General features: G+C 69.3%; 16 protein-coding genes. 10 read left to right on the top strand and 6 right to left on the bottom strand.

The genetic code is table 11. The features are described 5' to 3' along the window. Nucleotides 1–44 precede the first annotated feature (44 nt). From CKO28_RS12280 to CKO28_RS12270, 3 genes are all read right to left on the bottom strand, one after another. Nucleotides 45–2,426: a penicillin acylase family protein gene (locus CKO28_RS12280; RefSeq protein WP_200341072.1), complete on the bottom strand. Its 2,382-nt coding sequence runs from the start codon at nucleotides 2,424–2,426 to the stop codon at nucleotides 45–47. 211 nt (nucleotides 2,427–2,637) lie between these two features. Continuing rightward, nucleotides 2,638–4,167, bottom strand: a complete 1,530-nt coding sequence (locus tag CKO28_RS12275; RefSeq protein ID WP_200341071.1) for a malonate--CoA ligase — start codon at nucleotides 4,165–4,167, stop codon at nucleotides 2,638–2,640. 138 nt (nucleotides 4,168–4,305) lie between these two features. Further along, nucleotides 4,306–5,058, bottom strand: a complete 753-nt coding sequence (locus tag CKO28_RS12270; protein WP_242480517.1) for a GntR family transcriptional regulator — start codon at nucleotides 5,056–5,058, stop codon at nucleotides 4,306–4,308. A 301-nt stretch (nucleotides 5,059–5,359) separates the two neighbouring features. Between CKO28_RS12270 and dctP the strand changes: the two genes are divergently transcribed. From dctP to CKO28_RS12250, 4 genes are all read left to right on the top strand, one after another. After that, nucleotides 5,360–6,370 (top strand): TRAP transporter substrate-binding protein DctP, encoded by a 1,011-nt coding sequence (gene dctP, locus CKO28_RS12265; protein WP_200341070.1) that lies wholly within the window; start codon nucleotides 5,360–5,362, stop codon nucleotides 6,368–6,370. 241 nt (nucleotides 6,371–6,611) lie between these two features. After that, the gene (locus CKO28_RS12260) at nucleotides 6,612–7,271 is read left to right on the top strand and encodes a TRAP transporter small permease (protein ID WP_200341069.1); all 660 of its coding nucleotides are present in this window, start codon (nucleotides 6,612–6,614) and stop codon (nucleotides 7,269–7,271) included. After that, a complete protein-coding gene (locus tag CKO28_RS12255) occupies nucleotides 7,268–8,587 on the top strand; it encodes a TRAP transporter large permease (RefSeq protein ID WP_200341068.1) in 1,320 nt (439 codons plus the stop codon). Before CKO28_RS12260 ends, CKO28_RS12255 begins: the two co-directional genes overlap by 4 nt. 66 nt (nucleotides 8,588–8,653) lie before the next feature. Then, nucleotides 8,654–10,162: a malonyl-CoA decarboxylase gene (locus CKO28_RS12250; RefSeq protein WP_200341067.1), complete on the top strand. Its 1,509-nt coding sequence runs from the start codon at nucleotides 8,654–8,656 to the stop codon at nucleotides 10,160–10,162. Nucleotides 10,163–10,196: 34 nt separating this feature from the next. Here the strand turns inward: CKO28_RS12250 and CKO28_RS12245 are convergent, their stop codons facing one another. Next, nucleotides 10,197–11,042: a DUF547 domain-containing protein gene (locus CKO28_RS12245; RefSeq protein WP_200341066.1), complete on the bottom strand. Its 846-nt coding sequence runs from the start codon at nucleotides 11,040–11,042 to the stop codon at nucleotides 10,197–10,199. 148 nt (nucleotides 11,043–11,190) lie between these two features. Between CKO28_RS12245 and CKO28_RS12240 the strand changes: the two genes are divergently transcribed. Continuing rightward, nucleotides 11,191–12,408, top strand: a complete 1,218-nt coding sequence (locus CKO28_RS12240; RefSeq protein ID WP_200341065.1) for a type III PLP-dependent enzyme domain-containing protein — start codon at nucleotides 11,191–11,193, stop codon at nucleotides 12,406–12,408. On the opposite strand, the gene CKO28_RS12235 is transcribed toward CKO28_RS12240, so the two are convergent. Then, nucleotides 12,405–13,229 carry an alpha/beta fold hydrolase gene (locus tag CKO28_RS12235; protein WP_200341064.1) on the bottom strand — a complete coding sequence of 275 codons (825 nt, stop codon included), beginning with the start codon at nucleotides 13,227–13,229 and terminating at the stop codon, nucleotides 12,405–12,407. The genes CKO28_RS12240 and CKO28_RS12235 overlap by 4 nt on opposite strands. 199 nt (nucleotides 13,230–13,428) lie before the next feature. Between CKO28_RS12235 and CKO28_RS12230 the strand changes: the two genes are divergently transcribed. Further along, nucleotides 13,429–14,313, top strand: a complete 885-nt coding sequence (locus CKO28_RS12230) for an alpha/beta fold hydrolase (RefSeq protein ID WP_200341063.1) — start codon at nucleotides 13,429–13,431, stop codon at nucleotides 14,311–14,313. Nucleotides 14,314–14,407: 94 nt separating this feature from the next. Here CKO28_RS12230 and CKO28_RS12225 read toward each other — a convergent pair whose 3' ends face one another. Continuing rightward, nucleotides 14,408–16,216, bottom strand: a complete 1,809-nt coding sequence (locus CKO28_RS12225; RefSeq protein ID WP_200341062.1) for a PHA/PHB synthase family protein — start codon at nucleotides 16,214–16,216, stop codon at nucleotides 14,408–14,410. Between the two features lie 281 nt (nucleotides 16,217–16,497). Here CKO28_RS12225 and CKO28_RS12220 point away from each other — a divergent pair, with 281 nt between their 5' ends. The 4 genes from CKO28_RS12220 (at nucleotide 16,498) to glpX (ending at nucleotide 21,684) form a co-directional block, all read left to right on the top strand. Further along, complete coding sequence (locus CKO28_RS12220; protein ID WP_200341061.1) at nucleotides 16,498–17,844, top strand: OmpA family protein; 1,347 nt, start codon at nucleotides 16,498–16,500, stop codon at nucleotides 17,842–17,844. A 139-nt stretch (nucleotides 17,845–17,983) separates the two neighbouring features. Then, nucleotides 17,984–19,225, top strand: a complete 1,242-nt coding sequence (locus tag CKO28_RS12215) for an LL-diaminopimelate aminotransferase (protein ID WP_200341081.1) — start codon at nucleotides 17,984–17,986, stop codon at nucleotides 19,223–19,225. Next, on the top strand, nucleotides 19,222–20,517 hold the full coding sequence (locus CKO28_RS12210) for a homoserine dehydrogenase (protein WP_200341060.1): 1,296 nt from the start codon (nucleotides 19,222–19,224) through the stop codon (nucleotides 20,515–20,517). The genes CKO28_RS12215 and CKO28_RS12210 overlap by 4 nt, the downstream gene beginning before the upstream one ends. A gap of 186 nt (nucleotides 20,518–20,703) precedes the next feature. Further along, entirely contained in the window at nucleotides 20,704–21,684 is a 981-nt protein-coding gene (glpX, locus tag CKO28_RS12205; RefSeq protein WP_200341059.1) for a class II fructose-bisphosphatase, read from the top strand. Nucleotides 21,685–21,861 lie beyond the last annotated feature (177 nt).

Below are 21,861 nucleotides of genomic sequence, written 5' to 3'. Positions count from 1 at the left end.
GGGGACAGGCGTTTCGGGCGGACCGCGCGGTCGCGACCCCGCCCCTAGTTCACCTCAGGTACTAACCGAAGAGTATGCGCGTCTTCTTGTCCGCTGCCGACCAGTTTTAGGAATTCGCCGTCGCGCCAGGCTTGCGCCAGCCCGCCGAAGTGCGGCGACAGCGGGTTGCCGGATTGCCCGTCCGAGAGCATGAACACCGAGCTTTCGGGCGGCTTGGACAGGTCGTGCACCATCCGCAGTGTCGGCCCGTGGACGTGGCTGTAGCGCTGCTCCACCGGGGCGTCGTAGTCGGCGCCGCCGCGGTTGACCGTCTCGTCGCCGCCGGAGGTGCCGACCTGCGGGGTGAACAGGCCGTTCAGGACCGGGATCCGGGAGAACATCGGATGCGGGAAGCGCGCGACGTGCGCGTCGCCCCATCGCCAGCTCTCGGCATCCCCGAAGCGGGCGTTCAACTGGTCGATCGCGCGGTCGAGCGCGCGCGTCACCTGCCCGGTGCAGGTCTCGGTCCGCTCGGTGGTGCCGGTGTCGTCGCACCATGCCGTGCGATCGTTCAGCGCGCGCAGGATCATCCGCGGGTCGGGCTGGGAGAAGCGGCTGTACTGGCCGGCCAGCTCGTCCTGGAACAGCGCCCGGTTCAAGTTGTCGATCCAGGCGGTGAACACCAGCGGCGCCGCCTCGTCACGGTTCATGTGCCGGTCCCAGCGGCGCAGCAGCTGGTGCGCGGCCCCCTGCCGGGTATTGGTGGGGGCATGCGACAGCAGTTCGTCCAGCAGCATCTCCGCCTTGGGCGAGCGGGTGTCGAGCAGGATCCGCTCCATCGCCGCGATGTCGGCGGAGCCCTCGGCTTGGTCGAGCAGCCGGTCGATCCGCGCCGCCCGCCACGGCGGCGGCCAGTGGGCCGCGAGCAGGTAGGGGTAGTCGTCGCCGACCAGCCGGTTGTTGGCGTTGACCAACCGCCCGCTCGCCGGGTTCCGGACCCGCGGCAGCACGTCGTAGGGGATCGTGCCGGTCCAGTCGTACTCGCCGGTCCAGCCCGGGCGCGGCAGGGTGCCGTCGCCCGCCTTGCGGATCGGCACCCGGGCGGCGGCGATCAGGCCGACGTCGCCGGCGCTGTCGGCCAGGAACAGGTTCTGCTGCGGCGCGTTGGCGTTGCGCATCGCCCGCAGCGCGTCCGCCACGCTGCGCGCGGCGTTCACCTGGTAGATCGCGTCCGGCGTGGTGTCGTCGGCGCGCAGCGCCGGCCAGGCGAGCGCCACCACCTGGTTCTCGCCCGCCAGTGTCCGCGCCGCCTCGACGCTGTCGGAGATCACCGGGCCGTGGCGGGTGCGCCGGACCGTCAGCTCGACCGGCTCGCCCTCGGCGACCTGGATGGTCTCGGTCGTGGTTTCGAACGTGTCCCAGCCGTCGGGTGTGCGGTAGCGGCTGGGATTCTCGGGATCGACCCGCTCGATGAACAGGTCCTGGGTGTCGCTGTGCGTCGTGGTCAGCCCCCAGGCGAGGTCGCGGTTGCGGCCCAGGATGTGGAACGGCACCCCGGGCGCGGTGGCGCCCACCAGCGTGCGCTCCGGCGTCTCGATCCGGGCAAGGTACCAATGCCCGGGCGCGCGCAGGCCCAGGTGCGGGTCGTTCGCCAGCAGCGCGCCCCCGCCGCCCGGGCGCTGCAGCGCCCAGGCGTTGGAGGCGTCGCGCGGCTCCAGGCGCGCCGGCAGCAGGTCGGCCAACTGCCGCGCCATCTGCCCCAGCGCGGCGCCGGTGGCGGCGTCCGCCAGCGTGGTCGCCTGGTCCGCGCCGCTGTCGGGGTACAGGAACTGTATCTGCGCATCGTCCAGGCGCTGGCGCAGCCCGGCGCGGGTCAATTCCTCCCGGTAATTGCCGGACAACTGCATCGCCATCAGCCGAAGCCAGGTCAGGCTGTCCTGCGGTGTCCAGGCCTCCGGCGCGTAGTCCAGGATGTGGAACTCCAGCGGCAGCACCGGATCGGTCTTCAGGAACGCGTTGACCCCGGCCGAGTAGGCCTCGAGGGCCGCCACCGTGCGGTCGTTCAGGTGCTGCAACTGCGCCTCGGCCAGATCGCCCAGGTCGAGGATGCGCATGAAGCGGTCGAGGCCGACCGTGCCCTGGCCGGCGACCTCGGACAGCCGCCCCTCGGCGGTGCGGCGCATGAAGTCCATCTGCCACAGCCGGTCCTGGGCGTGCAGGTAGCCGAGCGCGGTATAGGCGTCCGCCATGCTCTGCGCGCGGATGGTCGGGATGCCGCGTTCGCCCCGGCTGACCTCGACCTCCGCCGAGAGCGCGGGCAGCTCGGCGGTGCCCTGGGTTTGCGGCAGCGACTGGCGCAGGTAGAAGTAGCCGGCGACGGCGACGATCGCGGCACCGCCGAGGATCACGGGGAGGGCGAGCAGCGCCCATTTCACGAAGCGGTTCATGGCCCGGAGGATCGCACGCCGGCACGATTCGGCAAGACGGCGGTGTGGGTGGGCGTGCGGTACCCGTCAGACGTCCTTCGACACGCGCGCCGGACGGCGCGCTGCTCAGGATGAAGTCGGAATTGTTTCAGGAGCTTATAATGATTTCTTCATGCTGAGCAGGCGCCGAAGGCGCCGTGTCGAAGCACGCCTGACGGGTACTTGCGCCCCGCTACGCCGCGCCCTGGAACGTATCCTCGTAGTCCGTCCGCAGCTGGGCCTTCTGCACCTTGCCCATCGTATTCCGCGGCAGGGCGTCGGCGAAAAAGACGCGCTTGGGGGTCTTGTAGCCGGCGAGCTGGGTGCGGCAGGCGTCGATCAGGCCTTTTTCGGTGAGCGCGTTCTCCTTGCCCGCCTCGGCCACGACCATGGCGGTGACCGCCTCGCCGAAGTCCTTGTGCGGGACACCGAACACGGCCGATTCCTTGACCCCGTCGATCGCGTCCAGGGTCAGCTCGACCTCCTTCGGGTAGACGTTGTAGCCGCCGGAGATGATCAGGTCCTTCGCCCGGCCGACGATGTGGACGTAGCCGCGCGCGTCGATCTTGGCGTTGTCGCCGGTGATGAAGAAGCCGTCGGGGCGGAACTCCTCGGCGGTCTTCTCCGGCTTGTTCCAGTAGCCCTGGAACAGGTTCGGCCCCTTGATCTCCAGGATGCCGATCTCGTCCCGGTCCAGCACGGTGCCGTCCTGCTTGGCGACGCGCACCTGCACGTCGGGCAGGGGAAAGCCGACGGTGCCCGGCCGGCGCTCGGCGTCCAGCGGGTTGGAGGTGATCATGCCGGCTTCGGTCATGCCGTAGCGCTCCAGGATCTCGAAGCCGGTGCGCTCTTTGAACTGCCGCCAGGTCTCCGGCTGCAGCGGGGCGGAGCCGGAGACGAACAGGCGCATGTTGGCGACCAGCTCGTGCGTGAAGTCGTCGCGTTCGAGGAGCCGGACGTAGAAGGTCGGCACGCCCATCATCACGCGCGCCCTGGGCAGCAGGCGGATCACCTGGTCGGCGTCGAACTTGGGCAGGAACAGCATCTTCGAGCCGTTCAGCAGCGCCGTGTTGGACGCGACGAACAGCCCGTGGACGTGGAACAGCGGCAGCGCGTGCAGCAGCACGTCGCCGTCCTGGAAGCCCCAGGTGCCGTGCAGCGTCCGCGCGTTGGATTCCAGGTTGCGATGGCTCAGCATCGCGCCCTTGGAACGGCCGGTGGTGCCGGAGGTGTAGCAGATCGCCGCCAGGTCGTCGGGATCTCGCTCGACCACCTCGGTCATCGGCGCCAGCGCCTCCAGCCCGTCGGTCAGGGTGCCGAAACCGGTCGGGTCCAGGTTCAGGATCGACGTCACCCCGGCTTCGCCCGCGATGGTCGCCAGCTCCTCGGCGCGCCGGGGATCGCAGACGAAGCAGCGCGGCCTGGCGTCGGACAGGAAGTACGCCACTTCCGGGCCGGTATAGGCGGTGTTGAGCGGCAGATAGACCGCCCCGGCCTGGAAGCACGCCAGGTAGGTGAACAGCGCCTGCGGCGACTTTTCGACCTGCACGGCGACCCGGTCGCCCGGTTCGACGCCGACCTCGACCAGCCGACGGGCGAGCCGGCCGACCTGATCGGTCAGCTCGCCGTAGGTCCAGGTGGTGCCGTCGGCGAGCTCGATCGCGGGGGCGCCGCTGTTGGCGCTGAAGACGTCGAGGAAGCTTTCGTAGAGGTTGCCGCTCATCGTCGCTTGAGAACTCCCCAGGGTTTTTCATCCGGCGCCTATGGCTGGCACCTTGATCGGTCGAACGGGTTTCCCGTGCAGGCCGCCCGTTATCGGGTCGGAGGCAGCCGCCCGGTTCAGGCTCGGTTCGGGCCCGCTTCAGGCGTTGTCGACAGCCGCCGGGCTTTCCGGCAGGCGGGCGGCCAGCTCGGCAAAGGTGTCCGCCTGGATGGTGACGTGCCGGCGCATCGCCCCTTCCGCGCTGATCGCGTCGGCCTGGCGGATCGCCTCGACGATCTCAGCGTGCTCCCGGCACGAGGTTTCGATCCGCCCCGGGCCGGTCAGCTGGGTCCGCCGATAGGGCTGCAGCCGGTTGCGCAACTGGCGCGTCTGCTCGGCGAGATAGGGGTTGTGGCTGCCGGCGTAGATCGCCTCGTGGAACGCCAGGTTGGCCTCGTAGTAGTCGTTCGGGCGGCCCGGATCGGCGGCCTCGAAACAGGCGTGCAACGTCTGTTCCAGGCGCTGGCGCTCGGCCTCGGTCATCCGGCGTGCGGCAAGCCTGGTGCACAGCGCTTCCAGTTCGGCCATCACCTCGAACATCTGGATCAAGTCGCCCAGCGACAGGCCGGCGACGATCGCGCCCTGGCGCGGCCGTGTCTCGACCAAGCCGGCGGAAGCCAGGCTGCTGAGCGCCTCGCGCACCGGCGTGCGGGAGACGCCGAAGCGCCGCGCCAGGCCGGTTTCGTCGAGCCGCGTGCCGCCCGGCAATTTGCCGGTCGCGATCTCCTCCTCGAGTTGACACCGTAGCCGGTCGGCCAGCCGCGGCTTGCGCCCGGCGCCGCCAGCCGTGTTCGCCTCCGACGCGGAACCTCCGGTGGAGGCCGCGTTCCAATCCATGCCGTTCACCGCCATGCCGATCGCCCGTGTCGCCCGCTGTCGGAGAGACTTTATGCAACTACACCCGACTTGTATACAAAGACCGCTTGTCCGCCGGCGCCGATTGCGCTTTCCTAGCACGGCCGGGCGGCGCAGGCTGCCTGTCCGGTACTGCGCCGTCTCGCCACCTTGATGTCCCCACCCGGCATTCGGGGTCGCCGATCGGCGGCGCGCCACGCATCGGCCGACAAGAGCCGTTCCAACCGCGCCCGGCGTATACGGCCGATTCAACAGGCCGCCGAGCGCCTCATCAAAATGCCTTCGGGAGGTATCCGACATGACCAACTTCAAACGCCCGAGCTTGGGTCGGGCCCTGTGCGCCGGCGTGGCGCTGGTGGCCGTGGCCGCGCTCGGCGCCCCGGCGTCGGCCGAGCGGCTGCGCGCCTCGCACCAGTGGCCGCAGGACGACGTCCGCGGTGAGATGGTCGAGATCATCAAGGACGAGGTCGAGGCCGCCGGCGTCGACCTGCAGGTCCGCATCTACCCCAGCGCCTCGCTGTTCAAGCCGAAGCAGCAGTGGGATGCGATGACCACGGGTCAGCTCGACATCTCGGCCTTCCCGCTGGACTACGCCTCGGGCCGCCATCCGCAGTTCTCCGCCACGCTGATGCCCGGCCTGGTGAAGAACCACGATCACGCCCGGCGGCTGAACGACTCCAAGTTCATGGACCGGATCAAGAAGATCATTAACGACGCCGGCGTGGTCGTGCTGTCCGACGCGTGGCTGGCCGGCGGCTTCGTCGGCAAGGACTTCTGCGTCACCACGCCGGAGAGCGTGGAGGGCAAGGTGATGCGCGCGGCCGGCCCGCTGTTCGAGCAGATGCTGGCCGCCGCCGGTGCATCGATCAACTCGATGCCGAGCTCGGAGATCTACTCCGCGATGAGCACCGGCGTGCTGGACGGTGCCAACACGTCCTCCGGGTCGCTGGTCAGCTACCGCATCTATGAGCAGTCCAGCTGCCTGACGCCTCCGGGCGACTACGCGCTCTGGTTCATGTACGAGCCGATCCTGATGTCGAAGCGCTCGTTCGACCAGCTGAACGAAGCGCAGCAGGAGGCGCTCATGGCCGCGGGGAAGAAGGCCGAGGAGTTCTTCTTCGAGAAGGCCAAAGGGCTCGATCAGACACTGGTCGAGACCTACAAGAAGGCCGGCGTGAAGGTCACGAAGATGACCAAGGCGCAGTACGACGCCTGGATCGACGTGGCGCAGGAGAGCTCCTACAAGAATTTCGCCGAGGAAGTCGAGAACGGCGCTAAGCTGATCGAGATGGCGCGCTCCGTCGACTGATCCGACGGCGCTTCGACGGTGTGGCGGCCGCCCGGGCCCGAGGGGTCCAGGCGGCCGCGACGCGTGCGCCGGTGACGATCGATGGCTTCGCCAAAACCCGTCGTTTTGTTAGAGATATCGCTCAAAGCGTGGATTTAGCGGGGGGTCACCGGTGGTTGGGGCCGAGGGCGCCCGGTACGGGTGCGCTTTCGGGCCGGGCCGCTTACCATGTCCTTCCGCGCCAGCCCTCGGGGCCGACATCATGGATCTATTCGTGGTTTTGATCTGGCGGCTGTCGCGCGCCTGCGGCGTGATCGCCGCCGTGCTGCTGGCGGCGGCCGTCGGGGCCGTCTGCCACCTCGTCTTCGTGCGCTACGTCCTCAACGATAGCGCGATCTGGCAGCACGAGTTCGTCACCTTTTCGGTGATCGGGGCGACCCTGCTGGGCAGCCCTTACGTGCTTTTGAAGCGCGGTCACGTGAACGTCGACCTGCTGCCGATCTACCTTGGCCATCGCGGCAAGATGGGCCTGGCGCTGATCGCTTCGACGCTGTCGTTCGGCTTTTGCGCGGTGCTGACCTATTACGGCTGGAGCTTCTGGTACGAGTCCTGGGCCAACAACTGGCGCGCCGAAACGGTTTGGGCGCCGCCGCTGTGGATCCCGTATGCGGCGATCCCGCTCGGCTTCGGGCTGACCGCGCTGCAGTACCTGGCCGACATTATGGCCCTGCTGACCGGGCGCGACCTGCCGTTCGCGAGTTCGCATCTGGAGGCCGACGACGCGCTGCAAGAGACCGAAGCGGCGCCGGCGCCGGGCGGGCCCGCCGCGCAGCCGCCGACCGGCGGGCAGCGGCCCTACAGATCGACGGCGACCGACGGGACCGGCGCTGAAACCACGCTTTCCGGGGGACGCGATCGATGAGCGAGCTTGAACTCGGCCTGCTGATCGGGGCCGTCACGATCTTCCTGCTGCTGCTGGGCATTCCGGTCGCGTTCGCGCTCGGCATCGTCTCGCTGGTGTTCCTGGTCTACTACGACGGCTTGTTCGCGCTGGAGTTCGTGCCCGACATTTTCTACGGCGGGCTGGACAGCTTCGCGCTGCTGTCGATCCCGATGTTCATCCTGATGGGCGGGGCGATCGCCTCCTCGCGCGCCGGGGCGGACCTGTACGAGGCGATCGACCGCTGGCTGTACGGCGTGCCGGGCGGGCTGATGGCCTCCAACATCGGGGCGTGCGGGATCTTCGCCGCGCTGTCCGGCTCGTCGCCCGCGACCTGCGCGGCGATCGGCAAGATGGGCATCCCGGAGATGCGCCAGCGCGGCTATCCCGCGAGCGTGGCGACCGGGTCGATCGCCGCGGGCGGCACGCTCGGCATTCTGATTCCGCCGTCGATCACCATGATCGTCTACGGCATCGCGACCGAGACCTCGATCGGCCGGCTGTTCCTGGCGGGCCTGATGCCGGGGCTCATGCTGATGGCGCTGTTCATCGCCTGGGGCCTGATTGACGCCCGGCGCAAGGGCTACCGTTTCACCACCCCGGGCGTGAGCTACACGCTGCGCGACAAGCTGGCGATGCTGCCCAAGGTCGGGCCGTTCCTGCTGATCATCGTGGGCATCCTGTACGTGCTCTACGGCGGCGTCGCGACACCCTCGGAAGCGGCCGGTGTGGGGGCGATGCTGTGCCTGCTTCTGGTGATGGTGATCTACGGCATCACCAAGGGCCGTCAGCTCTGGACGATCTTCCGGGATTCCATGAAGGAATCCGTGATGATCCTGATGATCATCGCGGCGGCCGAGCTGTTCAGCTACATGATGTCGTCGCTGTTCATTACCCAGTCGCTGGCGCAATACATCGCGACCTTGGACATCAATGCCTACCTGCTGCTGCTGTGCGTCAACCTGTTCCTGCTGGTGGCCGGCTTCTTCCTGCCGCCGGTGGCGGTGATCCTGATGAGCGCGCCGACGCTGCTGCCGATCATCACCAATCTCGGGTTCGATCCGGTGTGGTTCGCGGTGATGATGACGATCAACCTGGAGATCGGGCTGATTACCCCGCCGGTGGGCCTGAACCTCTACGTGATCAATGGGATTGCCCCGGATGTGAGCCTGCCGACGATCTTGTGGGGCGCGTTACCGTATATGCTGTGCATGGTGGTTGGTATCATTCTGCTGTGCATCTTTCCGGAGATCGCGCTGTGGCTGCCGGAAACGCTGATGGGCCCGTCGATCCAGTAGGACCGACGCCGGCACCCGCAGGCGTCCACCGGCAAGCCCGCGCCCCACGCCAAGAGGACCGCGGCGATGAGCGAACAGGACACGGTCAGGCCGACCAGAAGCGGCAACGGGGCGGCCGAGGACACCGACGAGCGGGGATCGGGCCTGGTCGAGCGGACGCTCGCCAACCTGTCGGTCGCCTGGCGTGACGTCGCGGTCGGCGCGGCGCGCACGGTCGGGCTGTCGGTGCCGGAGGCCGCGCCCGACGACAGCCGCGCGCTGTACCGGCTCATGAAGGAGTGCCTGGAGGCGCGCGGCGGCGAGGTGTCGGCGCGCGGCCGGGCCGCCGAGTTGGGCCGGCGCTATCTGGAGCTGGACACCGACGGCCGGCGGCGCTTCCTGGAAATCCTGGCGCGCGAGTTCGCCTGCGATCCCGACCGGGTGCAGCAGGCGATCGGGCAGGTGCAGGCCGCGGTCGACGACGACCGGCGGCTCGCCGCCGAGGCGGGCCTGCGCCGCGCCCTGGTGCCGCCTCGGGTGAAAATCCTGACCCAGTTCAACGCCCTGCCGGACGGCGTTAAGTTCCTGGTCGATCTGCGCGCGGAGGTGCTGCAGGCCCGCGGCGACGATCCGTACATGCGCCAGCTGGAAGGTGATCTGCGCGAGCTGCTGACCTCCTGGTTCGACGTCGGCTTCCTCGACCTGCAGCAGATCACCTGGCACTCGCCGGCGGCACTGCTGGAAAAGCTGATCGCCTACGAGGCGGTGCACGAGATCCGCGACTGGAACGACCTGCGCAACCGGCTGGACAGCGACCGGCGCTGCTTTGCCCTGTTCCACCCGCGCATGCCGGACGAGCCGCTGGCGTTCGTCGAGGTCGCGCTGACCGGCGAGATGGCCGCCAGCGTGCAGCGCCTGCTGGACGAAACCGCGCCGGAGGACGACCCGAAGGACGCCAAGGCGGCGATCTTCTACTCGATCACCAACACCCAGCGCGGGCTGCAGGGCATCTCGTTCGGCGAGTACCTGATCAAGCAGGTCGTCAACCACCTGTCGCACGAGCTGCCGCAGATCGAGACGTTCGCCACCCTGTCGCCCCTGCCGGGCTTCCGGACGTGGCTGGACACCGCACCCGAGGAGACGATCGACGCGCTGGTCGAGGACGCCGAGCGCAAGGCGCTGGCGCGCCTGAGCGGTCAGGACAACACGCGTGCGGCGTTCCAGGTCCTGCTCGCCCGCGCGAACTGGCCGGACGACCCGGCCGTGGCCGGCGCGCTGCAGGGGCCGCTGCGGCGGCTGGCGGCGCGCTATCTGCTGGCCCGGCGGGACAACGGCGCGCCGCTGGATCCGGTCGCCCGCTTCCACCTCAAGAACGGCGCCCGGCTGGAGCGGATCAACTGGCTGGGCGACATCTCGGCCAAGGGGCTGCGCCAGGCCGCCGGGATCATGGTGAACTACCGCTACGACCTGGACGACATCGAGGCCAACCACGAGGCCTACATGCAGGAAAGCCGGATCGTCCTGGGCAACGACGCGCATCGCCTGATCAAGGGCTGGAAGGACGCCGACGGCAAGCAGCTTCGCCGGATGGCGTGAGCCGGTAAGGCCGGCCGGTCAGGCGCCGGCCCGCTCAGGAGCCGCCTCGGGCGGGCGCGTCGTTCAGCGACCAGTCGTAGCGGCTGTCGGCGATCCGCGATATGCCGTCGAGCTGCGCTTCCAATTCGGCGTCGGCGTACTGCCGCAGATGGCGGATCACGCCGGCGTCGCTGCCGCCGAAGTCTTCCTGATACCAGATGTAGATCTTGGAGACGGTGAGCGCGCCGTCCGCGACCTCCGCCCCGCGCGGGTCGTTGACGTAGGCCCGGGCCGCCGCGTCCAGCTGGCGGTCCAACCGGTCGGCCGTGTACGGCTCCGCCCGCAGATCGGGACAGCCGATCGAGGCGCAGTTGACCGCGTAGTGGATGCGCGGGTCCTGCCAGATCGGGCGCAGGATGCGGTGTTCGATGTCGTTCAGGGTCAGCGCGGCGCCCTCGACGGTGATCACCTCGGCGCCCCATGGGCCGTTCGCGAACCAGCCGGGCGAGATGTCGATGTCGCGGATGCTTTCGACCGGGTAATGCGCCAGCACGACGTCCACGGTGAGCGCGTTGTACAGGTTGACCCAGTAGGCGAACTGCACCGGGCGGCTGTACCGCGAGATCTCGACGCCGGCCAGCCGGTCCAGGTAGGCGTCCAGCTTGCGCCGGCCGTCCGCGCCCACCTCGCCGTAGCGCATCAGGTTGGCGCCGTCCGGCCGGACCACCAGATACGCGTCCAGGAACGCGGCCCAGGCGGTGTGATCGATCGTGGCGGTGGACGCCGCGTCGTGCGCCTGCCAGCGCGGCCACAGGTCGGCCGCCGGCGCGGCCTGGACGGGCAGGGCAGTGCCGCCGGCCAGCAGGGTGGCAAGGGCGAGGCGTTTGATCGTCTGCAACATCGCGCGGCCTAACTTGTCCGTTGGGACGGCGATCGGTCGTTCCCGGACCCCAACATGGCCGGGCAGGCCGTCCGGGTCGACGCACGCGCGATCAAAACGCCGCGAGGCGGGTCCCACGTGTTATCCTGGCCGACGTTAGGAGTCGCCATTGACCCAGTTCAATCCGAGCCAGGCGGTCACCGCCGCGGTGCCCGATCCCCGGCGCCGGGCGCGCAGCTACCCGGACGCCGGCGAGGTCGCCCGCCTGCTGCAGCCGAGCTATCCGGTCTATTGCCTGCGTCCGCACGTGTTCGAGCGCGCGGCGCGCGGCTTCGTGGCCGGGTTTCCGGGCACCACGCTTTATGCGGTCAAGTGCAATCCGCATCCGGCCGTCCTGCGCGCGCTCCACGCCGGCGGCGTGCACGCCTTCGACACCGCGTCGCTCAGCGAGATCGCGCGGGTGGCGGAGACGTTCGACGCGGCGGAGTGCTTCTTCATGCACCCGGTCAAGCCGCGCCCGGCGATCGCCAGCGCGCACCGCGTCTACGGCGTCCAGCACTACGTCGTCGACCACATGGCGGAACTGCATAAGCTGGCCCAGCAGCTGCGCGACGATCCGCAAGTGACCGTGATGGTCCGCCTCAAGACGGCCGAATCCGCGGGCGCGTTCTACCACCTGTCCGCCAAGTTCGGCGCGGACGCGGAGGAGGCCGCGCCGATCCTGGCGGAGGTTGCCCGGCTCGGCATGAAGCCGGGGCTGGCCTTCCACGTCGGCAGTCAGTGTCTGGAGCCCGCGGCCTTCACCCAGGCGATCGCGCAGGCGGGCCAGGTCGCGGCCCAGGCGGGCGTCGAGCTGGCGGCGCTCGACGTCGGCGGCGGCTTTCCGGCGATCTACCTGGGCACGCAGGCGCCCGACCTGAACGCCTACATGACCGCGATCCGCGACGCGATCGCCCGGCTCAGCCTGCCGGCGGGCTGCCGTGTGCTGTGCGAGCCGGGGCGCGCGCTGGTCGCCGACGGCCAGTCGCTGCTGGTCCAGGTGCAGTTGCGTAAAGGCAATCAGCTCTACATCAACGACGGCGTCTACGGCTCGCTGTCGGAGATGACCGCGGCCGACGTGCGCTATCCCGCGCGGCTGATCCGTCTGGAGGGCGGCCGGATCGCGACCCCGACCGCGCCCGAGGAGACGTTCGACGCGCACGGGCCGACCTGCGACAGCCTGGACATGATCCCCAAGGCGTTCCGCCTGCCGGGCGACGTGCGGGAAGGCGACTGGATCGAGATCGACCGCGTCGGCGCCTACTCGAACGCGCTGGGGACCGACTTCAACGGCTTCCGCCCGGACACCTTCGTCGAAGTCCGCAACGAGCCGCCGGGCGGGCTTTAGGGCCGGTCGAGCCAGTCGCCGAGCTCCCGGGCCAGCAGGCCCGGGGTGTCCAGCATCGCCAGATGCCCGGCGTCCGGCAACAGAGTAAAACCCGCCCCAGGGATCAACTCGGCCAGCCGCCGGCCGACCGCCGGGTCGACCCACTGGTCGCGTTCGCCCCAGAACACCTGCGTCGGCACCGCGAGCGTCGGGTACAGCGTCTCCAGCCGGTCGGTGTAGGCGGTGTCGAACTGCTGGATCTGCCGATGGTAGGCCGCCTGGCCGTCGGCGCCGGTCCACGGCGCGATCAACTCGCGCTGCCACCCGGCGGAAAGCGGACGGTCGGCGGCGGTCTCGATGTGGGCCGCCAGGATCGCTTCGTGGATATAGCTGGGCAGGGCGTTGAAGGTCTGCGGAGCGCTGTGCACCAACCGGGCGTAGTCCGTGCCCCAGGGGCTGAGCACCACGCCGTCGACGACCGCGAGCGCGCGTACCGGCACGCCCTCCACCAAATGCGCGCCCAGCACGCTTGCCGCGCCGAAGTCGTGGCCGACCAGGACCGGATCGCTGAGACGGCGTGCGGCCAGAAACTCCGCCAAAACCCGGGCGAAGCTGCGCAGCCGCACCTCCTGGCCGTCGTACTTGTCCGACGCGCCGTAGCCGGGTAGGTCGATCACATGGCAACGGAAGCGGGCGTGCAGGCGGGCGACCAGGTCGCGCCAGATCAGGCCGCGGAACGGCGTGCCGTGGACGAACACCAGGTTCGGCCCGCGCCCGAAACTGTCGTGGGCGATCTGCCCCTGGGAGGAGCTAAACCGTTGGGCGAGGTCGAAGTCCGGCATCGGCGTGGCTCCCGCATGCATCGCTGTTGAGACCGCGATTAGGCGCGCGACGACGGGCTTTCGGCAAACGAGCTTTCGTAAGCCGGGTATGAGGTCCGCTTAACCGGGTGCCCGCGCGATACACGCCCCTTGGAAGCGTCCCGCCGGCGGGGCAGGGTTGGGGGCGTTCGCTCACGACGACATCCACGGGGACGCGACGATGATTACCCAGACCCGGCCACGCCTGGACCGGATGCTCGGCCTGTCGCAGCACGGGTTTCACACCCTGGCGCTCGCCGAATGGGGCACGGCGGACAAGCACGACGTGGCGATCTGCGTCCACGGCCTGACCCGCAACGGGCGGGACTTCGACGCCCTGGGGGAGGCGATGAGCCAGACCCACCGGGTGCTGTGCCCGGACGTCGTCGGGCGCGGCGGCAGCGACTGGCTGGCGAGCGAGGACGCCTACGGTTACCCGCAGTACATGGCCGACATGGCCGCGGTGATCGCGCGCGGCCACGCCGCCGCGGTCGACTGGGTCGGCACCTCGATGGGCGGGCTGATCGGGATGATGCTGGCGGCCCAGCCGCGCACCCCGATCCGCCGGCTGGTGATCAACGACGTCGGGCCGTTCGTGCCCAAGGCGGCGCTGCAGCGGCTGGCCGACTACGTCGGCGCGGATCCGCATTTCGCCGATTTCGACGGGGGCCTCGCCTACATCAAGCGGATCCACGCGCCGTTCGGCAACCTGAGCGCGGCGCAGTGGCACCATCTGGCCAGCCACTCCCTGCGGCCGGACGACCGCGAGGGCGGCTACCGGCTGGCCTACGATCCCAAGATCGGCGCGGCCTTCCGCGAGCCGGGCCGGATCGAGGACGTCGACCTGTGGAAGCTGTGGGACACGATCCAGTGCCCGGTGCTGGTGCTCCGCGGGGCGGACAGCGACCTGCTATTGCCGGAGACGGCGGAGCAGATGACCAAGCGCGGCCCCGGTGCGGAACTGGTCGAGATCCCGGACTGCGGCCATGCGCCGGCGCTGCTCGACCCCGAGCAGGTCGCAGTGGTGACCGACTGGCTCGCCCGCACGGCCGACCAGCGGCTGTAGCGCAGCTGGGGCCTGTCGGACGAAAAACGCCGCCCGGAGCGCGACCCCCGGGCGGCGTCGATCGGCGTTTGCCGTCAAGCCGGACGCCAGCGGGTTACTGCTTCGCCTTCATTTTCACGTAGGACCCGGGCGCGTCCTCGATCGGGGTCAGCACGCCGCCGCCCGGTTCGCGCGCGGCGACCTTCTCCTTGCCGCCCTTCTGCTCCATCCACTTGTGCCACTCCGGCCACCAGGAGCCGTCCACCTTCTTGGCGTTCTGGAACCAGGCGTCCGGGTCCTTCGGGTTTCTGGAGTTGAGCCAGTAGTTATACTTGTTGGCCGCCGGCGGGTTGACCACGCCGGCGATGTGGCCGCTTGCCGCCAGGGTGAACTTGACCGGCCCGCTGATCGCGCGGGTCAGCGCATAGCCCGACTTCCAGGGCGCGATATGGTCCTCCTTGGTCGCCAGCGCGAAGGCCGGGTGATCGATCTTGCTGAGGTCGATTGGCACGCCCTTCAGCTTGATCCCGCCGGGCTCCAGCAGCTTGTTCTCCTGGTACATCTTGCGCAGGTAGAAGCTGTGCATCGCCGCCGGCATGCGGGTGGAGTCGCTGTTCCAGTACAGCAGGTCGAACGGGAACGGCTCCTTGCCGAGCAGATAGTTGTTGATCACGAACGACCAGATCAGGTCGTTGGCGCGCAGCATGTTGAAGGTCTGGTTCATCGAGTTGCCCTCGAGGTAGCCCTTCGAGGCCATCTTCTCCTCGAGCGAGGACAGCTGCTCCTCGTCGATGAACACCTCGAGCTCGCCCGCCTCGGAGAAGTCGACCATGGTGGTGAAGAAGGTCGCCGACTTCACCCGGTCCTTCTGCTTGGTCTGCGCGAGGTAGGACAGCGTGCAGGTCAGCAGCGTGCCGCCCAGGCAATAGCCGATCGCGTTGACCTGCTTCTCGCCGGTGACCTGCTCGATCACGTCCAGGGCGGTCAGGGGCCCCTCGCCCATGTAGTCCTCGAACGACTTCTGCGCGAGCTTCTCGTCCGGGTTGACCCAGGAGATCATGAACACCGTGAATCCCTGGTCGACCGCCCACTTCACGAACGAGTTCTTCTCCCGCATGTCCAGGATATAGAACTTGTTGATCCAGGGCGGGATAATCATCAGCGGGGTCTTGTAGACCTGCTCGGTCGACGGGCTGTACTGGATCAGCTGCATCAGGTCGTTCTGATAGATCACCTTGCCCGGCGTGACCGCCAGGTTGCGGCCGACCTCGAAGGCGTCGTGGTCGGTCTGGCTGATCTTGCCCCGCTCCATGTCCTCGAGCAGGTTCTCCAACCCCTTCAGCAAGTTTTCGCCGCCGGTCTCCAGCGTCGTGCGCAGCACCTGCGGGTTGGTCATGACGAAGTTGCTGGGCGCCAGCGCGTCGACGAACTGCCGAGTGTAGAAGTCGACCTTCTTGGCGGTGTGCTCGTCCACGCCCTCGACGTCGTTGACGGTCGACTGCATCCAGCGCGCGGTCAGCAGGTAGGACTGCTTGATGAAGTCGAACACCTGGTTGTCTTCCCAGGCCGGGTCCTTGAACCGGCGGTCGCCCTTGTCGGGCTGGGCCACCGGCTCGGACTCCTGGCCGCCCAGCATCCGGCTGGTGGTGGTCTGCCAAAGCCGCATGTAGTCCTGCCAGAGGGTCATCTGCGCCTGCACCAGCTTCGCCGGGTCGGTCATCATCCGGGTGGTGACTTCGTAGAAGGCACTCGCGATATGGACCGGATCGAACGCGGCGTTCGGGTGCGCAAGCTCCTGGCGCTCCATGAAGTCGCCGACCAGTTTCTGGCTCTGCTCGGCGATCCGCTGCATGGTCTGCGACAGCTCGACCGGGTCGGGGAGCTTCACGTCCTCACCCTCGCCCTGGCCCTGTTGCTCTGCCATATTGCCTTCCCTATGATCCTGCCGGTTGCTTGACTTTGCGGGCGTCGCAATTGCGGCGAACGACGCAACTCCGCGAAAATGTCCGGGCGGCTCGCGCGACGAACCGGGCGAGCGCTTGCAGGGCTCACCATAAGCATCAGGGGCGGTGTTGCAACCGCACCACCCGACAGACCGGCGGGATCGGATGGCACGGACCGGCGCGGTGCGCCTGCACCGCGCAGGGTTTCGGGTGCCGCGGCGGCCGGGATCGCGCGGGGGCGATTTAACCTTAAGGAAAGGTGATGTCGGATAAGGCCTATGCCACGAACCGCCGGCCGACTGACCGTCGGATGCTTGCCCGCCGGGCGCTTGACCGCCGGGCGAGCGATCCGGCCCGCGGCGGGCCCGGCGGCCCGTCCATGTCCGGCCAGGGGGCACCCGCCATGAACGACACGCGCACGCCCCGCCGCACGCCCGCCCGGGAACCGGGCTGGCTGCTGCGGATCGCCGGCGTGCTGCTGGCCGGCGGCCTGCTGGCGGGCTGCAGCGACGCGTGGACCACCTTCTCCCGGCCGCTCGATCCGCTGCCCCCGGCGGATCCGCAGGACATCCAAGCGCCGCAGCAAGGCGCCGGCGAATACCCCAGCCTGTCCAGTGTGCCCGACGCCCCGCCGCGCCGCCCCAGCGGCCGGGAAGAGCGTCAGGCGATCCGCGAGAGCCTGTCCGCGGACCGGGCGAACGCGCGCTACAGCGACCAGCGGCAGACCGGCGAGGGGATCGAGGCGCGCCAGGGCCGCCAGGGCGGCGGCGGACAGGCCGCGAGCGCGCCGGCCGGCGGCGAACAGACCGCGACGGTCAGCCCCGACATACCCGACCGGCCCGAGGTTGCCGAGCGAATGCCGGCCGACGACGCCGGCACGTCCACGCAGGCGCGCCGATCGCAGCCAAGCGGCGGGTCGGGCGCGCAGGCGTCTGGATCGGACACGCCGGCTCGCGCGCAGCAGAGCGGTAACACCGGTCAGATGGACGGCGGCTCGGAGACCAGCGGGACCGACGCGGCGGACGTGCCGCAGCTGGAACAGAGCCAGCAGGGCGAGCCGATCGACATTCCCGCACAGCCCAGTTTCGGCGGCAACGGCCGCTCCGGCGCCCCCGATACCGGGCAGAGCAGTCGGGCGCAGCAGCAGAGCGCCAGCCGCGAGAGCGACGGGGCGATCGCCGCGCCGGGGCCCTCGGTCGGCCAGTCGCGTACCCTGTCCCGCCAGGACGCCGGCGGCCAGCCGACGGCCGGCGGCAGTCGGCGGGTGGCGGTGATCTACTTCGGGCACGGCTCGGCCAAGCTGCAGGACCGCGACCGGCAGGTGCTGCGCAAGGTGGCCCGGATTCACGAGCGCCAGGGCCGCGATTTGCGCGTGGTCGGTCACGCCAGCAAGCGCACCGCCGCGATGGACCCGGTCGATCACCGGATGGCGAACTTCAACGCGTCGCTGTCCCGCGCGCAGGCGGTCGTCGATGCGCTGGTATCGATGGGCGTGCCGCGCGAGGCGATCCAGCTGGAGGCGCGCGGCGACAACGACCCGGTCTACCACGAGTTCATGCCGACCGGAGAGGCAGGCAACCGCCGGGCGGAGATCTTCCTGCAGGGCTGACGCGCCGCCACCCGGCGCGAGGCCGACCGGCGGGCGAACGCACGTTGGCGCCACGCCTGCGGCCACTTCGACAAGGCCGGGCTCGATGGGCGCCCGCGTCACCCGTCTCCTTCAAGCCGGCGAGCCGCGACAGGAAGCCATGGACGAATTCCACAAGATCAAGCGCCTGCCGCCCTACGTCTTTTCCGAGGTCAACCAGCTGAAGGCCGCCGCCCGCCAGCGCGGCGAGGACGTGGTCGACTTCGGCATGGGCAACCCGGACCAGCCGCCGCCCCAGCACGTCGTCGACAAGCTGACCGAGGCGGTGCAGAAGCCGGGTGTCCACCGCTACTCGAACTCCCGCGGCATTCCCGGGCTGCGCCGGGCGCTTGCCGGCTATTACCAGCGGCGCTTCAACGTCGAGCTCGATCCGGAGCGCGAGGCGATCGTCACGCTCGGCTCCAAGGAGGGGCTGGCCAACCTCGCCCAGGCGATCACCAGCCCCGGCGACGTCCTGCTGGTGCCCAACCCCAGCTACCCGATCCACGCGTTCGGCTTCATCATCGCCGGCGCCGCCCTGCGCCATCTGCCGATGGCCGGGTTCGACGACAACGAGGCCGACTTCCGCCGGGAGTTCCTGCGCCAGCTGGAACGCGGCGTGCGCCACTCCGTGCCCAAGCCGCTGGCGGTCGTGGTCAACTTCCCGGCCAACCCGACGACGCGCACCGTCGATCTCGACTTCTACGCCGAACTGGTCGCGTTCTGCCGCCACCATGGCATCTACGCGATCTCCGACGTCGCCTATTCCGAGGTCTACTTCGACACCCCGCCGCCGCCCTCGATCCTGCAGGTGCCGGGCGCCAAGGACGTCGCGGTCGAGTTCTCCTCGCTGTCCAAGACCTATTCCATGCCGGGCTGGCGGATCGGCTTCTGCGCCGGCAATCCCAAGCTGATCGCGGCGCTCGCCCGGGTGAAGAGTTACGTCGACTACGGCGCGTTCACGCCGATCCAGGTCGCCGCGACGGCCGCGCTGAACGGCCCGCAGGACTGCGTGGGGGAGATGCGCGCGCGCTACCGCGGCCGGCGCGACGTACTGATCCGCGGGCTGAGCCAAGCCGGCTGGGAAGTTCCGAGCCCGGAAGCCAGCATGTTTGCCTGGGCGCCGATCCCCGGGCCGTTCCGCCACCTCGGCTCGCTTGACTTCGCCAAGCTGCTGCTTGAGAAGGCGCAGGTCGCGGTCAGCCCCGGGGTCGGGTTCGGCGAGTACGGCGAGGGTTACGTCCGCCTCGGCCTGGTCGAGAACGAGCACCGCACCCGGCAGGCCGTGCGCAACATCAAGGCCTTCCTGAAGAAGGCCGATCCCGAGGAACTCCCCAGCGAACGACGCGAGGTGGCGCTGTGAGCGAAACGCTGCGCATCGGCATCGCCGGCCTGGGTACGGTCGGCGCCGGCACGCTGCATCTGTTGAACACGCACTACGAGCTGATCGCGCAGCGGTGCGGCCGGCCGGTGCTGGTCACGGCGGTGTCCGCGCGCGACCGGCGCAAGGACCGCGGCCTCAACCTCGAAGCCGTGCGCTGGTTCGACGATCCGGTCGCGCTCGCCGGCGACCCGGAAATCGACGTGGTGATCGAGCTGATCGGCGGCGCCGACGGGGTGGCCAAGGAGGTCGCGGAGACCGCGCTGACCGGCGGCAAGCACGTGATCACGGCGAACAAGGCGATGATCGCCCACCACGGCACCGACCTCGCGCGCCGGGCCGAGGAGAGCGGGGCCGTGCTGTCCTACGAGGCGGCGGTGTGCGGCGGCATCCCGGTGATCAAGTCGCTGCGCGAAGGCCTGGCCGCCAACGCGATCTCCGCCGTCTACGGCATCATGAACGGCACCTCGAACTTCATCCTGAGCCAGATGCGCGACACCGGCCGGGAGTTCTCGGAGGTGCTGCAGGAGGCGCAGAAGCTGGGCTACGCCGAGGCCGATCCGAGCTTCGACGTCGACGGCTACGACGCCGCGCACAAGCTGGCGATCCTGGCCGCGCTCGCGTTCAACGCCGAGGTCGACTACGACAGCCTGCACGTCGAGGGCATTCGCGAGGTCACCTCGGTCGACATCGCGTTCGCCGAGGAATTGGGCTACCGGATCAAGCTGCTCGGGATCGCCAAGCGGGTCGACGGCAAGATCTCGCAGCGCGTCCATCCGGTGATGGTCAAGCGTAACGTCCCGATCGCCAACGTCGAGGGCGTCAACAACGCCGTCGTGGCGGAGGGCGACTTCGTCGGCTCGATCCTGAGCGAGGGCGCCGGGGCTGGCGCCGGGCCGACCGCCTCCGCCGTGGTCGCCGACCTGATCGACATCGCGCGGGGTATCCGCCTGCCCACCTTCGCCGTCCCGGCGAGCGCGCTGGAGGCCGCGCGGACCGCGCCGATGGCCGAGCACGAGGGCGGTTATTATCTGCGCCTTATGTGCCTCGACCGGCCGGGCGTGATCGCCGGCGTGGCGGCGGCCCTGCGCGACCACGACATTTCGGTCGAGACGCTGGTGCAGCGCGGCCGCGGGCCGGGCGGCGAGGCGGTCCCGGTGGTGATCACCACGCATGAGACGCTGGAGTCCAACATGCGCGGGGCGCTCGCCCAGATCGAGGCGCTGGAAGCCGTGCTGGAGCCGCCGCGGGTGATCCGGATCGAGACGTTTTAGCCGGCTTGCCGGATATGGAATAATCCGGCACCAAGGACCGCGGCGACGGAACGTACGCCAAATCATAACGCTGCGGAGTCAGGCCCGGAGTTTCCGGGGCGCACCGCCGGTCCCGTCGGGGCCGGCCGGCGTGCCGCCGGGAACACCGGTTCGGGCCGATCCCGGCGACCAAGGGAGCACGACCTCATGGCGAAGGCCATCCTCGACCGGAACCTGGCGCTGGAAGCCGTTCGGGTCACCGAACTGACCGCGCTGGCCGCCTCGCGGCTGATGGGCCGCGGCGACGAGAAGGCGGCCGACCAGGCCGCCGTCAACGCGATGCGCGAGGCCCTGAACAGCCTGGCGATCGATGGCCGGGTGGTGATCGGCGAGGGCGAGCGCGACAAGGCGCCGATGCTCTACATCGGCGAGGAGGTCGGCTCCGGCGGCCCGAACATCGACATCGCGTTGGATCCGCTGGAGGGCACGACGATCACCGCCAAGGGCGGCGCCAACGCGCTCGCCGTGATCGCGATGGCCGAGCACGGCGGCTTCCTGAACGCGCCCGACGTCTACATGAACAAGATCGCGGTTGGCGGGGACTACCCCGAGGGCACGGTCGACCTGGACGCCGAACCGAAGGACAACCTGCAGTCGCTCGCCAAGGCCAAGGGAGTCGAGGTCGAGGATCTGGTCGTCTGCATCCTCGATCGCCCGCGCCACCAGGAGATCATCTCCCAGGTGCGCGAGGCCGGGGCGCGGATCATGCTGATCAACGACGGCGACGTCTCCGGCGTGATCGCGACCACCGGCTACAACGCCGGGGTCGACATGTACATGGGCACTGGCGGCGCGCCGGAGGGCGTGCTGGCCGCCGCGGCGCTGCGCTGCATCGGCGGCCAGATGCAGGGCCGGCTGGTGTTCCGCAACGACGACGAGCGCGGCCGGGCGGAGCGCTGGGGCATCACCGATTTCGACCGCAAGTACGACCTGCACGATCTGGCGTCGGGCGACGTCATGTTCGCCGCGACCGGCGTCACCGACGGCACCATGCTGCAGGGCGTGCGCCGCCGGTTTAAGGGCGCGGAGACCCACTCCATGGTGATGCGCTCGTCCACCGGCACGGTCCGCTTCATCACCGCCGACCACAATTTCCAGCGCAAGACCTGGGTCGGCGATACGAACTAGGGCAAGATACCGAAAGGTGGAACCGCCTTTTCGGCTAGAGCAAACTCGATGAAGGTCGAGTCGACCTTCAGCGTGAATTTCGCTCTAACTTCTTGAAGAGAGAGCAAGATTCAGCTGAAAGGTGGCTTCACCTTTCAGCATTTCGCTCTAGCCCGGGCACCGGGCACGCCACGACCA

Source organism: Rhodovibrio sodomensis (assembly GCF_016583645.1).
In the GTDB taxonomy this organism is placed as follows: Bacteria; Pseudomonadota; Alphaproteobacteria; order Kiloniellales; family Rhodovibrionaceae; genus Rhodovibrio; species Rhodovibrio sodomensis.
Note: the sequence above shows the minus strand (reverse complement) of the source record. Positions and strands in the feature narration are given on the sequence as shown.

Coding starts and splice junctions, on each gene's coding strand:
- CKO28_RS12215 (WP_200341081.1), top strand. CDS start 17,984: ATGGACGAATTCCACAAGATCAAGCGCCTGCCGCCCTACGTCTTTTCC.
- CKO28_RS12250 (WP_200341067.1), top strand. CDS start 8,654: ATGAGCGAACAGGACACGGTCAGGCCGACCAGAAGCGGCAACGGGGCG.
- glpX (WP_200341059.1), top strand. CDS start 20,704: ATGGCGAAGGCCATCCTCGACCGGAACCTGGCGCTGGAAGCCGTTCGG.
- CKO28_RS12280 (WP_200341072.1), bottom strand. CDS start 2,426: ATGAACCGCTTCGTGAAATGGGCGCTGCTCGCCCTCCCCGTGATCCTC.
- CKO28_RS12260 (WP_200341069.1), top strand. CDS start 6,612: ATGGATCTATTCGTGGTTTTGATCTGGCGGCTGTCGCGCGCCTGCGGC.
- CKO28_RS12270 (WP_242480517.1), bottom strand. CDS start 5,058: ATGGCGGTGAACGGCATGGATTGGAACGCGGCCTCCACCGGAGGTTCC.
- CKO28_RS12225 (WP_200341062.1), bottom strand. CDS start 16,216: ATGGCAGAGCAACAGGGCCAGGGCGAGGGTGAGGACGTGAAGCTCCCC.
- CKO28_RS12220 (WP_200341061.1), top strand. CDS start 16,498: ATGTCGGATAAGGCCTATGCCACGAACCGCCGGCCGACTGACCGTCGG.
- CKO28_RS12255 (WP_200341068.1), top strand. CDS start 7,268: ATGAGCGAGCTTGAACTCGGCCTGCTGATCGGGGCCGTCACGATCTTC.
- CKO28_RS12235 (WP_200341064.1), bottom strand. CDS start 13,229: ATGCCGGACTTCGACCTCGCCCAACGGTTTAGCTCCTCCCAGGGGCAG.
- CKO28_RS12245 (WP_200341066.1), bottom strand. CDS start 11,042: ATGTTGCAGACGATCAAACGCCTCGCCCTTGCCACCCTGCTGGCCGGC.
- CKO28_RS12230 (WP_200341063.1), top strand. CDS start 13,429: ATGATTACCCAGACCCGGCCACGCCTGGACCGGATGCTCGGCCTGTCG.
- CKO28_RS12275 (WP_200341071.1), bottom strand. CDS start 4,167: ATGAGCGGCAACCTCTACGAAAGCTTCCTCGACGTCTTCAGCGCCAAC.
- dctP (WP_200341070.1), top strand. CDS start 5,360: ATGACCAACTTCAAACGCCCGAGCTTGGGTCGGGCCCTGTGCGCCGGC.